Below are 14,078 nucleotides of genomic sequence, written 5' to 3'. Positions count from 1 at the left end.
GACGGACCGGGCCGCCCCGCAGGTGTGGGGGGCGGCCCGGTCCGGTGGTCGGTGCGGCTACAGCAGCGAGACGTGCACGTGGTCCGTGTGGTTCGACGGCCCGCTGTAGGAACTCCAGCCGTTCGCCGGGAACCAGATCTGCCGGTTCCAGATGACGTAGTACACGCCGAGCCGGTCGGCGTTGCGGACCAGGAACGCGGTCAGGTTGTTGCCGTACATCCGGGTGTCGTTGTTGTGCCACGGGGCGAACCCCCGGTTCTGCAACGACCAGTCGCAGGCCCGGCCCTTCGGGTGCTCCCACGGCCCGCCCGGCCGGTAGCAGCCGACGAAGCGGTCGAAGCCGGCCCGCTTCACCTCCTTGTACATGTGGAGGGTGCGGGGCGTGATGCAGCCGGACGTGGTCGGGTCGTTCTCGGTGCAGCTCATCGGTCGCCAGTTGCCGTCCGAGTCCCGCCCCGGGCCCATCCGTGCCACCGGCGACTCGGCCGCCACCAGGCCGCCGGTCAGGCCCTGCCCACCGACGAGGGCGAGCGACTTCTCCGCCTCCCGCTTCTGCTTGGCCATGATGGCGGTCTGCTTCTGCTGCTCACCGACCTCGGCGTCGAGCTCCAGCTTGGCCTGGGCCGCCTTGTCCTTGACCGCCTGCACCTCGGCCAGCTTCCGGGCGTTGACCATGTTCAGCTCGTCGAGGGCCTGGGCCCGCTTGACGAACGAGTCGGGCTGGCCGCTGTCCAGCAGCATGGCCATCGCGCCGATCCGACCGCTGCGGTACGACTGGGCCGCGATCTGCCCGACCTGCGGGGCCAGCTCGTCCAGCTCGGTCTGCGCCCGGCGGACCTCCAGGTCGAGCTGGAGCTGCCGCTTCTTGGACTTCTCCAGCTTGGCCTTGGCCTGAACGTAGCCCCGGTTGGTCGTCTCGATGACCTCGTTGAGCAGTTTCGAGTCGCCGTCCTCGTGCCCCGAGGGCCGGGAGGGCTCGGCCACCGCCGGCACGGGTCCGGCGAAGATGGCGAACGCGGTGATCACCGCCGCCGCCGGGGCCAACCAGCGGCGCAGGGGTGCCGTCACAGTCTTCCCTTCCGTCGGCCGCCGACCGGGTTAGCTGACGGGTTCGGGACGGAAGTAGCCCCTACCGCTGACGCGGATTCACCCCAGGTACCTGGTTCCCCGGCTCGCGCAGTGGCGATTGGGCGGCGGCACCGCTGGCGCCGCTGCGCGCCTTCGGCGGTGACCGGCAGCGAGGTTACCCGAGAGTCGCCCCTGGGATCTACGTCCGGAAGCCGACTTAATGCGTGATTTCGCCATGGCGGGGCGTAACCAGTGACGCGCTTCTCATGGTGCGAAGCCGTGGCGGTCACGCTGAGGAGTGTCACCATGCGGGGTCGGTGTTCCTTTCTCGGTCAGGCCACCTCGCGGGGGCGTCGGGGGACTGGTTGGCGGCCCGGGGCGCGCTCAGGGCCTCGAGCGCGTCGTGCCGTGGGGCCGGCGGACGGGCCGAGCCGGAGCCGTCGGCGGGCGGGGCGCCGGCTCCGGCCCCGGCGGCGGCGCGGCGGCCGGCGGCGGTGACCACCGCGGCGAGACCGGTGGTCAGCGGTACGGCGGCGACCAGCCCGAGCGTGGCGACCACGCTGCGGACGATCTCCTGGGCGAGGAACTCGCTGGTCAGCACCTGGCCGGCCGGCCGGGAGTCGGCGACCAGCAGGAGCAGCAGCGGCAGCGACGCGCCCGCGTACGCGAGCACGATGGTGTTGACGACGGACGCGATGTGCGCCCGACCGACCCGGGTGCCGGCCCGGTAGAGCTGTCTGCGGGTCAGGTTCGGGTTGGCGTGGGCCAGCTCGGTGACCGTGGCGGCCTGGGTGACCGTGACGTCGTCGAGGACGCCGAGGGAACCGATGACGATCCCGGCCAGCAGCAGCCCGTGCAGGTCGACGTCGGTCTGGAACATCGACAGGGTGGTGGCGTTCTCGTCGCCGAACCCGGTGAGGTGGGTGGCCGCCGTCGCCGCCGCCCCGAGCAGGCCGGTGAGCACCAGGCTGCCCAGGGTGCCGAGCACGGCCACCGAGGTCTGGGCGCTGATCCCGTGGGTGAGGTACAGCACGATGAACATGATCAGCGCGGCCCCGACCACCGCCACCAGCAGTGGCGGCTGGCCGGCGCTGATGCCGGGTACGACGAAGGTGATCAGGATCGCGAAGCTGGCCGCCAGCCCGCCGAGCGCGGCGAGCCCGCGCCACCTGCCGAACGCCACGATCGCGGCGGCGAAGAGCACGACCAGCCAGAGCAGGGGCTTGCCACGCTGGTGCTCGGCGATGTTGTAGCTGCTCGACTCCGGATCGGCCGGGTCGATCAGCTCCACCAGGACGACCTCGTCGTCCACCTGGACGCGGGGCGCGCCGGGGCCGTCCGGGATCGGTACCTCGACCTGCTGCCCGGAGTCCGGACCCTGCTCCACCCGGACGGTGACGGTGCCGCACGGCCCCTCCGGCCCCGCCGGGGTGCCCTCCGGGCCGGGCTCGGTGGGCAGGCACGGCTCGGTCACCACCCGGGTCACCGTGCCGTGGTACCGGGGCACGTCCCCGCCATCGTCGGCCTGCGGCGTCCGGTCCGGCCAGAGCACCAGGGCGGCGATCAGCGTGGCGACGAAGAGGGGGACGACCGTCGCGACGAGGACCCGTCGCACCTGTGGTGGGGCGGACGGGGCGGGACGGGTGTGGTCGGCGCCCATTGCGACTCTCCAAACGATCCACGGCGGAATACGTGTCCATGCGCCGATTGGTTCACCCCGCCCGTGGACTCGCCGGGGCCGGCACTGTCGGGCGCCGGGCGGTCACCGGAGGTGGTCGGTGGCGGGCGCGGCACCCGGAGGTCCGTCGCGGAGATGGTAGCCACCCGACCTGCCCCGCGCAGGCGGTAGCCGTCAGTCCCGGCCGTCCGGCCCCGCCGGTGCGGCCGTTCCCGCGCCGTCGCCTGCCGTCCCCTGGCTCTCGGGCTGGTGGAGTCGCGCACGGTGACGCGCGCGATGAGATGCACGCCTTTCGCGGCGTGTGCTGCTGGGGTGGGGCGGCTCAGCCGCGCTTCATCAGTCGGCCGACGGCGGCCATCATCTCGGTGGCCATCTCGTCGGTGCGGCCCTCGGCGATGCCCTCGTGCATGCAGTGTCGCGCGTGCCCGTCGAGCAGCCCGAGGGCGACCTTGTCCAGCGCGGCCTGGATGGCGGAGATCTGGGTCAGCACGTCGATGCAGTAGCGGTCCTCGTCCACCATCTTCTCGATGCCCCGGACCTGGCCCTCGACACGGCGTAGCCGGGCGAGGAGCTGGTCCTTGCTGGCGGTGTACCCACGGCTGGGCGCGGGCGTCGGAACGGTCATGGCCCCCAGGTTACCCCTACCCCCAGCGGGTATGTTAGGTTCCAGGCGTCAGATACCCCTACCGGGTATGAGTAGGATGCGCTCCGGAGGGTAACGGGGTGCGGGTGGAGAGGAGTACGGGCATGGTCACCACCAGCTACCAGGTGCAGGGTATGACCTGCGGACACTGCGTACAGGCGGTCAGCACCGAGGTCGGCGCGGTCGACGGGGTCAGCGACGTCCAGGTCGACCTGGCCACCGGCCGGGTCACGGTCACCAGTGAGCGTCCCGTCGATCCGGCGGCGGTCCGCGCGGCCGTCGACGAGGCCGGCTACGAGGTCGTCGACGCCTGACGGGGCGCAGGGCGCGACCGTCGCGCCCCTCGGGGGCCGCCGCGACGCCACCGCCCCCACGGTCGGGACCGGGTGCCCGCTCCATCCGGGCAGCACGAGGAAGGACAGCCCATGAACACGGCGACGAAGCTGACCGGGTTCGCCCTCGCCGTCGTGACGGTGTTCGGTGCGGCCTACGGGGTCGGCCAGGTGGTCGACCCGGTCCGCCCGGTCACCGAGAGCGGTCACCGCACCGACGCCGACCACGGCACCCGCCCCGAGACCAGCGCCGGCCCGGCCCCGGCGTCGCTGCCGGCCGGGATGCTGGTCTCCGACCGGGGCTACACGCTCACCCCCGTCGAGGCTCCGGCCGGTGACTTCGCGTTCCGGATCACCGGGCCCGACGGGCGTCCGGTCACCGGGTACGACGTCACGCACGAGAAGCCGATGCACCTGATCGTGGTCCGGCGGGACCTCTCCGGCTTCCGGCACGTGCACCCGGAGATGTCGGCGGACGGCACCTGGCGGACCGCCACCCCGCTGGCCGGCCCCGGCACCTGGCGGGTCTTCGCCGACTTCGTCCCCACCGGGGCCGACCCGCTGACCCTCGGGGTCGACGTGACCGTCCCCGGGGCGGTCGAGCCCCGGCCACTGCCGGCGCCGGCCCGCACCACCACGGTCGACGGGTACACCGTCACGCTCGACGGGGACCTGCACCCCGGCCGTGCCTCCGGGCTGACGCTGACCGTCGCGCGGGGCGGGGCGCCCGTCGACGACCTGGAGCCCTACCTGGGGGCGTACGGTCACCTGGTGGTGCTGCGCCAGGGCGACCTGGCGTTCCTGCACGTGCACCCGGACGGCTCGCCCGGCGACGGCCGGACCACCCCCGGCCCCACGGTCAGCTTCCACGCCGAGGTCCCGTCGGCGGGGACGTACCGGCTCCATCTCGACTTCCGGCACGGCGGCGTGGTCCGCACGGCGGAGTTCACCGTCGTCGCCGGTGCCCCGACCGCCGGCCCGACGACCGGCGGCCCGACCGCGACCGGCCCGGCCAGCCCCGAGGCTGGGCACGGCGCCCCTGGTCACGGGCACAATTGACAGGAGCGGCGATGACGACCACCAACCAGCCCCGGCAGAGCGCACCGAACCGGATCGAACTGGCCATCGGTGGGATGACCTGTGCCTCCTGTGCCGCCCGGATCGAGAAGAAGCTGAACCGGATGGACGGGGTGACCGCCTCGGTCAACTACGCCACCGAGAAGGCCACGGTCGACTACCCCGACGGGGTCAGCCCGGCCGACCTGATCGCCACCGTGGAGAAGACCGGCTACACCGCCGCGCTCCCGCCCCCGCCCGCCCCGGCCGACGCGCCGGAGTCCGCCGAGCCGGTGGACGAGTTCCGCGCGCTGCGTACCCGGTTGTGGGTCTCGGTGGCGCTCAGCGTCCCGGTGATCCTGCTGGCGATGGTCCCGGCCTGGCAGTTCACCTACTGGCAGTGGCTGTCGCTGACCCTGGCCGCCCCGGTGGTGGTCTACGGCGGGCTGCCGTTCCACCGGGCCGCCTGGATCAACCTGCGGCACGGCGCGGCGACCATGGACACCCTGGTCTCGCTCGGCACCCTGGCCGCGTTCGGCTGGTCGCTCTGGGCGCTCTTCCTGGGCACCGCCGGGGAACCGGGGATGACCCACCCGTTCAGCCTGGCCATCAGCCGGACCGACGGGGCCGGCAACATCTACCTGGAGGCGGCGGCCGGGGTCACCGCCTTCATCCTCGCCGGGCGGTACTTCGAGGCCCGGGCGAAGCGGAACGCCGGGGCGGCCCTGCGCGCCCTGCTGGAGCTGGGCGCCCGGGACGTCGCGGTGCTGCGGGACGGGGTGGAGACCCGGGTACCCGTCGACCAGCTCGCCGTCGGGGACCGGTTCGTGGTCCGCCCCGGCGAGAAGATCGCCACCGACGGGGTGGTCGACGAGGGCACCTCCGCCGTGGACGCGAGCCTGCTCACCGGCGAGTCGGTGCCGGTGGAGGTCGGGCCGGGCGACCCGGTGGTCGGGGCCACCGTCAACGCGGGCGGCCGGCTGGTGGTCACCGCCACCCGGATCGGCGCCGACACCCAGCTCGCCCAGATGGCCCGCCTGGTCGAGCAGGCCCAGAGCGGCAAGGCCGCCGTGCAGCGGCTCGCCGACCGGATCTCCGGGGTCTTCGTACCGATCGTGATCGCGCTCGCCGCCGGCACCCTCGGCTGGTGGCTCGGTGCCGGTGCCGGGCCGGCGGCGGCCTTCACCGCCGCGGTGGCAGTGCTGATCATCGCCTGCCCGTGCGCGCTCGGCCTGGCCACCCCGACCGCCCTGCTGGTCGGCACCGGCCGGGGCGCCCAGCTCGGCATCCTGATCAAGGGGCCGGAGGTGCTGGAGTCGACCCGGCAGGTCGACACGGTGGTGCTGGACAAGACCGGCACCGTCACCACCGGCACGATGACCCTGGTCGACGTGCTGCCCGCCGCCGGCCAGGACGCCGCCGAGCTGCTCCGGCTGGCCGGTGCCCTGGAGGCCGCCTCCGAGCACCCGATCGCCCGCGCGATCGCCGCCGCCGCGACCGGGGCCGGCCCGCTGCCGGCGGTCACCGGCTTCGCCAACGTCGAGGGCCTCGGCGTGACCGGGACCATCGACGGTCGGGCCGTGCTGGTCGGCCGGCCCCGGCTGCTGCGGGACCGGGACGTCGACGTACCCGAGGAGGTGGCGCGGGCGGCGACCGGCGCGGAGGCCGACGGGCGGACGGCGGTGCTGGCCGCCTGGGACGGGCGGGCCCGGGGCGTCCTGGCGGTGGCCGACGCGGTGCGCCCCACCAGCCGGGCCGCCGTGGCGCGGCTGCGGGCGCTCGGCCTGACGCCGGTCCTGCTCACCGGGGACAACGCCACCGTGGCCCGCGCGGTCGCGGCCGAGGTCGGCATCGACGAGGTGATCGCCGAGGTGCTGCCGGCCGACAAGGTCGACGTGGTCGAACGCCTGCAGGGCGAGGGCCGGGTGGTGGCGATGGTCGGGGACGGCGTCAACGACGCCGCCGCGCTGGCCCGGGCCGACCTGGGGCTGGCCATGGGCACCGGCACCGACGTGGCGATCGAGGCCAGCGACCTGACCCTGGTCCGGGGCGACCTGGCCGCCGCCCCGGACGCGATCCGGCTGGCCCGGCGGACCCTGCGGATCATCAAGGGGAACCTGTTCTGGGCCTTCGCCTACAACGTCGCGGCCCTGCCGCTGGCCGCCGCCGGCCTGCTGAACCCGATGATCGCCGGAGCCGCGATGGCGTTCTCGTCGGTCTTCGTGGTCGCCAACAGCCTGCGCCTGCGCGGCTTCACCGCCGCCGGCTGAGCCCGCCGTTTCCGCTGTTCGTTCCGCTGATCAGGGTTTGCGGCGGCGGCTGGGGGTAAGCCAGAAGTAGCAAACGATCGCCGGCAGACGGTAGGAGGTTTTTCCGATGGGCTTCGACGACAAGATGGAGAACGCCGGACAGAACGCCTCGGGCAAGCTCAAGGAGGGGGCCGGTCGGGCCACCGACAACGAGCGACTGGAGGCCGAGGGCCGCAACGACCAGGCCGGGGCCAAGCTCAAGCAGGCCGGCGAGAAGATCAAGGACGCCTTCAAGAGCTGAGCGTCCGTACCACGCACCCGTCGGGCCGGTTCTCGCCGGCCCGACGGGTGCGTCACGGGTCAGCGCGGGAACCGGTACCGCAGGTGGGTGACCTGGTCGCCGGTGACCACCCGGTCCCGGGTCAGCGCCGGCCGGCCGGGGGCGCCAGTCGGGCGGCCCGGACCTCCAGGTAGCGCTGCTCCGGCCGGCTGGTGGTCAGCCGCGCGGCGCGCAGGTACTCGGTCCGGGCCCCGGCCGGGTCGCCGGCCAGCTCCAACAGGTGGGCGCGGACCGCGGCCAGGCGGTGGTGCCCGGCGGTACGGTCGTCGTGGCGCAGCGGCTCCAGCAGGGCCAACCCGGCGCGTGGCCCCGCCACCATCGCCACCGCCGCCGCCTGGTTCAGGGTGACCATCGGGTTCGGGGCGAGGTGGGACAGCAGCCGGTACAACGCGACGATCTGCGGCCAGTCGGTCGCCGCCGCCTCCGCCGCCTCGGCGTGCACCGCGGCGATGGCCGCCTGGATCTGGTACGGCCCCGGCGGCGACCAGGTCAGCGCCTCGGTGACCAGCCTCGTCCCCTCGGCGATGGCGGCCCGGTCCCACCGGCTGCGGTCCTGCTCGGCGAGGGGGACCAACTCGCCCGCCGGCCCGGTCCGGGCGGCCCGGTGCGCGTCGGTGAGCAGCATCAGCGCGAGCAGGCCGGCCACCTCCCCGTCGTCGGGCAGCAGGCGGTGCAGGGCCCGGGTCAGCCGGATCGCCTCCCCGGTCAGCTCGGCGCGGTGCAGGTCGGCGCCGCCGGAGGCGGTGTACCCCTCGTTGAAGACCAGGTACAGCACCTGCCGTACCGCGCCGAGCCGCGTGGTCCACTCCGCGCCGGTGGGCATCACGAACCGGGCCCCGGCGGCCTCCACCCGCTGCTTGGCCCGGCGGATCCGCTGGCTCATGGTCGCCTCGGGGACCAGGAAGGCGTGGGCGATCTGCCCCGTGGTCAGACCGCCCACCGCCCGCAGGGTCAGCGCGACCTGGGCGGACCGGGCCAGCGCCGGGTGGCAGCAGAGGAAGAGCAGCCGGAGCGTGTCGTCCCGGGCGGTCGCCGCCGACTCGTCGTCGGCGGCGGGGGCGGGGGCGGCGTACCCGGGGCGGCGGACCGCCACCGCGACCTCGCGGTCCCGGCGGGCCCGCTCGCTGCGCCACTCGTCGGTCAACCGGCGCGACGCCACGGTCAACAGCCAGGACCGGGGCTGCTCCGGCACCCCCTGCCCCGGCCACTGCACGGCGGCGGCGAGCAGGGCCTCCTGCACCGCGTCCTCGCACGCGTCGAACTGCCCGTGTCGCCGGACGAGGATGCCCAGCACCTGCGGCGCCAGGTCGCGCAACAGCTCCTGGGCATCCCGGTCCAGCCCGGTCACTGCGCCGGGCCGCCCTCGTCCATCAGCGCCCGTACCTCCAGCGCGCCGAAGCCCCAGCGCACGTCGGGCCAGCGGGCGGCGACCTCGGCGGCCCGCTCCGGGGTGTCGCAGTCGACGGTGACGTACCCGGCGAACTGCTCCTTGCTCTCCAGGAACGGCCCGTCGGTGACCTCCGGCCGGTCGCCGTGCCGGCGGACCGTGCGGGCGGTGGACGGGTCGGCCAGCGCCGCGCCCCCGACCAGCTCGCCGGACTCGGTCAGCTCGGCCATCAGCGCGTCGACCTCGCCGAAGAGGTCGGTGCGTTCCCGCTCGGACAGCTCCTCCGCGAAGCCCGGCCGGTTCCAGATCAACAACATGTAGCGCATCTCTGCTCCCTGTTCGCCGTGTGCCACGGCCCTGTGGTTCCCGTTCCCGCGCCCCCGCTGGTGGCGGCGCTCTCGATGGTGGGTCGGAGCCGAGGGCGCGGACCCTACCGACCCGCCGGAATTTTTTTTGGGGCCGCGCCGCCGCTCCGGACGTCGGAGTGTCGGATCGCGGCCGGCGGCTCCGACCCCCGGGTGGGCCGCCCCGCCGGGGCGGGACGAGCAGGGCGGGAGAACAGGACCATGGGTGATGCTCAGGAGCGGGTACGGGCGCTGCTCGACGCGCTGGTCGCCACCGGCGCCGAGGACGGCCTCCAGGTCGCCGTCTACCGGTACGGCGAGCTGCTGGTGGACGCCGTCGCCGGGGTCGCCGACCCGGCCACCGGCCGGCCGGTCACCGGGGACACCCTGTTCTGGTCCGCGTCCACCGGGAAGGCCGCGACGTCGACCGTGGCGCACGTGCTGGTCGAGCGGGGGGTGTTCGGGTACGACACGCCGGTCGCCGAGCTGTGGCCCGAGTTCGCCGCGCAGGGCAAGGGGACGGCGACCGTCCGGCACGTGCTGACCCACTCGGTGGGCCTGCCGGGGCTGCCGGCGGACATCACCCCCGAGCGGCTCTGCGACTGGGACGGGATGTGCCGCCTGCTGGCCGGTGCGCGGCCCTGGTGGACCCCGGGGGAGCGGGTCGGCTACCACGCGGTGACCTTCGGGTACCTGGTCGGCGAGATCGTCCGCCGGGCGACCGGTCGGCGGATCTCCCAGGTGCTGGCCGACGAGGTCGCCGGGCCGCTGGGGGTGGCCGACGAGCTGTACCTCGGGGTGCCGGCGGCGGAGCTGCCCCGGGTGGCCCGGCTCACCGACGACCCGGTCGGGCGGGCGGCGTTCGCCGCGCTGCCGGCCGACTTCCCGCTGCTGCGGGCCGCGCCGCCGGGCGTGCTGCCGGACGCCGGCTACGGCAACCGCACCGACGTGCTGACCTCGGACATCCCGGCCGGTGGCACGCTCACCGCCCGGGGCATCGCCCGGATGTACGCGGCGCTGCTCGACGAGGTCGACGGGGTCCGGCTGCTGTCGCCGCAGCGGCTGTCGACGGCGACCACCCTGGCCACCGCCGGCCGGGTGGACGAGCTGGGCACCGGCCCGTCGACCTGGGCGATGGGGTACTCGGTGGGCCGACCGGGCAGGGCCGCCCCCGGGGAGCACCCGACCGTGTTCGGGATGGTCGGGATGGGTGGCAGCGCGGCCTGGGCCGACCGGGCGACCGGGATCAGCGTGGCGGTCACCAGGAACCGGTTCAATCCGGTCGACATGACCGCCGTCGAGCGGGTGTGGGACCTGGTCCGGGAGAGGTACGGCTGACCCGACCGGCTGCCGTCCACTGAGGACGGACGCGGGGAGCCCGCCGACGCCGTGCCGGCCGGTGGGGCGGTACTGTCCGGTGCCGGCCGGGAAAGACACGTCCGGGCGGCTCAACCTTTTCCGCCCCGCGCCCGTGTCCCTGGTGTGGGGCGTCGACGGAGGCGGGACGAGATGGTGGGCGGCGGTCGTCATCAGGGGACGGGTCTGCCCCGTGCGCGGGAGCGGGTCACCGGCCTGCCCCGGTCGCACCGGCGGCCGGGACGGCAGCGGGTCGGTGCGTTGCCGGTGGCGGTGGTGGCCGCAGTCGCCCTGGTGGCCGGTGGAGTGTGGACGGCGGGCACCGGCGGCTTCGACGCGCTGCTGGTCGACGGGGTCGCCACCGGGAGCCCGGTCCGGGCGGCGGCGCCCCCGCCGCCGTCGGAACCCGTGGAGCCGGTCCGGGTCGAGCCGACCCCGGCGGCCCCGCCCCCCGACCCGGCGGTCAGCTACCCGCAGCGGGGCGCGGGCCGGTTCGTCACCGCGACGACCACCGGCGCGGTCGCCGGGCGCGGCGGCCAGGTGCTGCGCTACCGGGTCGCGGTCGAGGTGGGCATCGAGAACCTCGACGCGGAACGGTTCGGCCGGGAGGTCGCCGCGATCCTCGCCGACGAGCGGGGCTGGACGGCGCAGGGGCGGTGGCGGTTGCAGCGGGTCGGCCCGGACACCGCCGCCGACTTCACCGTGCACCTGACCACGCCGGTCACCCGCAGCCGGCTCTGCAACGATCCCACCGACCGGTACACCTCCTGCCGCAGCGGCGACCGGGTGGTGCTCAACGTGGCCCGCTGGGTCGACGGGGTGCCGCACTTCGACGGCGACCTGGAGACCTACCGGCAGTACCTGGTGAACCACGAGGTGGGGCACCGGCTCGGCCGGGGGCACGAGTTGTGTCCCCGCCGGGGCGGGCCGGCGCCGGTGATGCAGCAGCAGACGTTGGGGCTGCACGGGTGCCGCCCCAACGCCTGGCCGCAGGTGTCCGGCCGGCACTTCACCGGCCCGTCCGGCCAGTACGACGACCCGATCCCGCGCGGGAGCTGACCGGGGCCGGTCCGGTGTCGGAGCTGGCGGGTCCGGAGCTGGCGGTGCGGTGCTGGTGGTGCGGTGCGGTGCCGGCCGGTGCGGTGCCGGCCGGTCCGGTGCCGGCCGGGGCGCGTCAGCGGACGGCTGCCACGGCGGCGTCCGTGCCGCCCCGCCAGATCGTGCCGACCTCGCTGAACCCGGCGGTCCGCAGGGCGTCCAGGTGCCAGCCGACCGGCGGCAACCAGTCCTGGCTGTGCCCGCTCGGGTAGACCTGCCGGCGCCTCTCGACCAGCGGACCGAGGGTCGGGTCGGCGGCGGCGTGCGCCCACCAGCTCTCCCAGGAGAGCACCGCGCCGGCCCGGTACCGGGCGTCCCGGCGGGCGGTGGCCCGGGCGGTGAGCTTGTCGCTGAGGCCGGGCAGCCCGTCGTCGGGCATGTGGTCGGCGTTGACGAAGAGGCCGCCGGGGCGCAGGATCTCGCGGACCTCGGCGTACAGGGTGGTGAGCCGGTCGGCGGGGAGCCAGTGCAGGGCGGTGGCGGTGAACACCGCGTCGTACCCGGTGTGCGGGAGCGCCGCCGGCCAGGCCGGGTCGAGCAGGTCGGCGGTGACGATGGTGGCCCGGTCGGCCAGGGACGCCTCGGCGAGGCCGAGCAGCACCGGGTCGAGGTCGACCAGGGTGGGGCGGGCCTGCGGGAAGCGCTCCAGCGCACGCAGGCTGATGGAGCCGGTGCCGCCGGCCAGGTCGAGCAGGAGCGGGGTGGGGGAGTCGACCACGGCCTCGACCGCGTCGAGCAGGGCGGTGAGCCGGTGCTCGCGGTCCGGCAGGTACGCCTCCTGCTGCCGGTCCCAGCTCTCCTGCCAGGCGCGAGCATCCAGTTCGTAAGGAGTCATGAATGCGAAGGTAGTTACACCGCCGTCGACTGTCCAGGGTTGGCGAGAGTCTTCTTGCCCACTGTTGGCAACTGTGGACCTGGGGGTGTCGCTTGCGCCGTGCCGTCGAGGTCGCTAACGTACAACCGCATGGTTGTAGATGAGGTGGACGGCGCGGAGGTCGACCGGATCTTCCACGCCCTCGCCGACGCCACGCGCCGCGACATCGTCACCCGGGTGCTGCGCCACGGGCAGTCGGTCTCCACCCTCGCGCGGCACTACCCGATGAGCTTCGCCGCCGTGCAGAAACACGTGGCGGTGCTGGAACGAGCCGCCCTCGTTACCAAGGAGAGGCGCGGAAGGGAGCAGGTGGTGCACGGGAACCCGGCGGCGCTGCGCCGCGCGGCCCGCCTGCTCGACGCGTACGAGCGGATCTGGCGGGACCGCGTCCACGCCATCGACCAGATTCTCGCCGAAGACCCAGAGAGGTGACATTCCATGCCCGTGGTGAGTACCCACCGCGACGACCAGGCGTTGACGCTGACGGTCGTCTCGGAGTTCCCCGCCAGCGTCGACCGCGTCTGGCGGATCTGGCAGGACCCACGCCAGTTGGAGCGGTGGTGGGGGCCGCCGACCTGGCCGGCCACCGTTGACCGGTACGAGTTCGAGGCCGGCGGCCAGGTCCGCTACCACATGACCGGGCCGGAGGGGGAGAAGTCGCGCGGCTGGTGGACGATCACCGCGATCGACCCGCCGCACCGGCTGGAGTTCGACGACGGCTTCGCCGGCGAGGACGGCGAGCCGCTGCCCACCGACGTGCCGACCCACGCCGTCGTCACCCTGGAGGCGACCGACACCGGCACCCGGATGACGCTGGTCAGCCACTTCGTCAGCACCGACCAGCTCGACCAACTGCTGGACATGGGGGCGGCTGAGGGCCTCCGGGAAGCCCTGGGGCAGGTCGACCTCCTGCTCGCCGACGCCTCGGCCTGAGCCCGTCACCCCTTCGGCCCGTCGGCCTGAGCGTCGCCGGCGGGGTGGCCCCGCACGCCGGGGTCACCCCGCCGCGCGCTCAGGACCGGCCGGGAGCCCGCCCGGCCAGCGCCGGTACGCCTTCGGCCAGCGCCGGTACGGCCGGGGTGCGCCCCGGCAGCGGGATCTCGAAGTGCACCGTCCGGCAGGTGTCGTCGCGGGCGTCGTGGACCGGGACGGCGACCGACCGCCAGAACGACTCCGCCCCCGGTACCCCGGTGTCGGTGTGCAGGTACAGCCGCCGGTACCCGGGCTGCCCGGCGACGAACGCGACGGCCAGGTCCACCAGGGCGCGGGCCAGTCCACGCCGCCGGTGACCCGGGTGCACGTACACCCGGAAGAGCTGGGCGGTGGTGGCGTCCGGGTACCGCTCGGCGAGGAACCCCGGGTGCGGCGGGCACTTCGGGCCGGCGGCCCGGACGGCGGTGGTGCCCACCACCTGCTCGTCGAGGGTCGCGACGAAGAGCGCGTGCCGCTCCGGCCGCAGGTACGTGGCATCGAGGTCGATCACGTCGAAGTGCCATTCGGGCCGGTACCCGTACCCGAAGACTTGGTAGAAGGTGTCCAGCATGACGCTGCGTGCGCCGTCGAGATGGTGCCGCCCGGCGAGCTGGACGCGGTACTCACCGGCGGTGGTGCTGATCATTCGAGCTGACTCTTTCCTGTGCTGGTCTGGGCACG

Annotated in this window: 15 protein-coding genes and 1 riboswitch; of the genes, 8 read left to right on the top strand and 7 right to left on the bottom strand. The window is 74.5% G+C overall.

Annotated elements, in window-relative coordinates:
* Window positions 1–57: 57 nt before the first annotated feature.
* The 3 genes from ACQUFX_RS23075 to ACQUFX_RS23065 all read right to left on the bottom strand — a co-directional run bounded on the left by ACQUFX_RS23075 (window position 58) and on the right by ACQUFX_RS23065 (window position 3,371).
* Window positions 58–1,068, bottom strand: a complete 1,011-nt coding sequence (locus ACQUFX_RS23075; protein ID WP_428962400.1) for a coiled-coil domain-containing protein — start codon at window positions 1,066–1,068, stop codon at window positions 58–60.
* 4 nt (window positions 1,069–1,072) lie between these two features.
* A riboswitch (cyclic di-AMP (ydaO/yuaA leader) is annotated at window positions 1,073–1,203 on the bottom strand.
* Between the two features lie 166 nt (window positions 1,204–1,369).
* The gene (locus tag ACQUFX_RS23070) at window positions 1,370–2,728 is read right to left on the bottom strand and encodes a YibE/F family protein (protein ID WP_428962399.1); all 1,359 of its coding nucleotides are present in this window, start codon (window positions 2,726–2,728) and stop codon (window positions 1,370–1,372) included.
* A gap of 340 nt (window positions 2,729–3,068) precedes the next feature.
* Window positions 3,069–3,371: a metal-sensitive transcriptional regulator gene (locus ACQUFX_RS23065; protein ID WP_067374000.1), complete on the bottom strand. Its 303-nt coding sequence runs from the start codon at window positions 3,369–3,371 to the stop codon at window positions 3,069–3,071.
* Between the two features lie 122 nt (window positions 3,372–3,493).
* Here ACQUFX_RS23065 and ACQUFX_RS23060 point away from each other — a divergent pair, with 122 nt between their 5' ends.
* The 4 genes from ACQUFX_RS23060 (at window position 3,494) to ACQUFX_RS23045 (ending at window position 7,327) form a co-directional block, all read left to right on the top strand.
* The gene (locus ACQUFX_RS23060) at window positions 3,494–3,703 is read left to right on the top strand and encodes a heavy-metal-associated domain-containing protein (RefSeq protein ID WP_428962398.1); all 210 of its coding nucleotides are present in this window, start codon (window positions 3,494–3,496) and stop codon (window positions 3,701–3,703) included.
* 111 nt (window positions 3,704–3,814) lie between these two features.
* Window positions 3,815–4,780, top strand: coding sequence for a hypothetical protein (locus ACQUFX_RS23055; protein ID WP_428962397.1), 966 nt, complete (start codon window positions 3,815–3,817; stop codon window positions 4,778–4,780).
* A gap of 11 nt (window positions 4,781–4,791) precedes the next feature.
* Complete coding sequence (locus ACQUFX_RS23050) at window positions 4,792–7,047, top strand: heavy metal translocating P-type ATPase (protein ID WP_428962396.1); 2,256 nt, start codon at window positions 4,792–4,794, stop codon at window positions 7,045–7,047.
* Window positions 7,048–7,153: 106 nt separating this feature from the next.
* A complete protein-coding gene (locus ACQUFX_RS23045; protein WP_067370927.1) occupies window positions 7,154–7,327 on the top strand; it encodes a CsbD family protein in 174 nt (57 codons plus the stop codon).
* A 121-nt stretch (window positions 7,328–7,448) separates the two neighbouring features.
* On the opposite strand, the gene ACQUFX_RS23040 is transcribed toward ACQUFX_RS23045, so the two are convergent.
* Both ACQUFX_RS23040 and ACQUFX_RS23035 read right to left on the bottom strand, forming a co-directional pair.
* Complete coding sequence (locus ACQUFX_RS23040) at window positions 7,449–8,714, bottom strand: RNA polymerase sigma factor (RefSeq protein ID WP_428962395.1); 1,266 nt, start codon at window positions 8,712–8,714, stop codon at window positions 7,449–7,451.
* Window positions 8,711–9,079, bottom strand: coding sequence for a YciI family protein (locus tag ACQUFX_RS23035; RefSeq protein WP_428962394.1), 369 nt, complete (start codon window positions 9,077–9,079; stop codon window positions 8,711–8,713). Before ACQUFX_RS23035 ends, ACQUFX_RS23040 begins: the two co-directional genes overlap by 4 nt.
* 240 nt (window positions 9,080–9,319) lie before the next feature.
* On the opposite strand from ACQUFX_RS23035, the gene ACQUFX_RS23030 reads away from it, so the two are divergent.
* Window positions 9,320–10,435: a serine hydrolase domain-containing protein gene (locus ACQUFX_RS23030; protein WP_428962393.1), complete on the top strand. Its 1,116-nt coding sequence runs from the start codon at window positions 9,320–9,322 to the stop codon at window positions 10,433–10,435.
* A gap of 294 nt (window positions 10,436–10,729) precedes the next feature.
* On the top strand, window positions 10,730–11,512 hold the full coding sequence (locus tag ACQUFX_RS23025; protein WP_428962392.1) for a DUF3152 domain-containing protein: 783 nt from the start codon (window positions 10,730–10,732) through the stop codon (window positions 11,510–11,512).
* Between the two features lie 115 nt (window positions 11,513–11,627).
* Here ACQUFX_RS23025 and ACQUFX_RS23020 read toward each other — a convergent pair whose 3' ends face one another.
* Window positions 11,628–12,386: a class I SAM-dependent methyltransferase gene (locus ACQUFX_RS23020; RefSeq protein WP_428962391.1), complete on the bottom strand. Its 759-nt coding sequence runs from the start codon at window positions 12,384–12,386 to the stop codon at window positions 11,628–11,630.
* Between the two features lie 129 nt (window positions 12,387–12,515).
* On the opposite strand from ACQUFX_RS23020, the gene ACQUFX_RS23015 reads away from it, so the two are divergent.
* Both ACQUFX_RS23015 and ACQUFX_RS23010 read left to right on the top strand, forming a co-directional pair.
* The gene (locus ACQUFX_RS23015) at window positions 12,516–12,857 is read left to right on the top strand and encodes an ArsR/SmtB family transcription factor (protein ID WP_428962390.1); all 342 of its coding nucleotides are present in this window, start codon (window positions 12,516–12,518) and stop codon (window positions 12,855–12,857) included.
* 6 nt (window positions 12,858–12,863) lie between these two features.
* The gene (locus ACQUFX_RS23010; protein ID WP_428962389.1) at window positions 12,864–13,358 is read left to right on the top strand and encodes an SRPBCC family protein; all 495 of its coding nucleotides are present in this window, start codon (window positions 12,864–12,866) and stop codon (window positions 13,356–13,358) included.
* 79 nt (window positions 13,359–13,437) lie between these two features.
* Here the strand turns inward: ACQUFX_RS23010 and ACQUFX_RS23005 are convergent, their stop codons facing one another.
* A complete protein-coding gene (locus ACQUFX_RS23005; RefSeq protein WP_428962388.1) occupies window positions 13,438–14,043 on the bottom strand; it encodes a GNAT family N-acetyltransferase in 606 nt (201 codons plus the stop codon).
* Window positions 14,044–14,078 lie beyond the last annotated feature (35 nt).

Source organism: Micromonospora fluostatini (assembly GCF_050410825.1).
GTDB classification, from domain to species: domain Bacteria; phylum Actinomycetota; class Actinomycetes; order Mycobacteriales; family Micromonosporaceae; genus Micromonospora; species Micromonospora rosaria.
The sequence above is the reverse complement of the archived record's forward strand: the minus strand, read 5'-3'. Positions and strand labels throughout refer to the sequence as shown.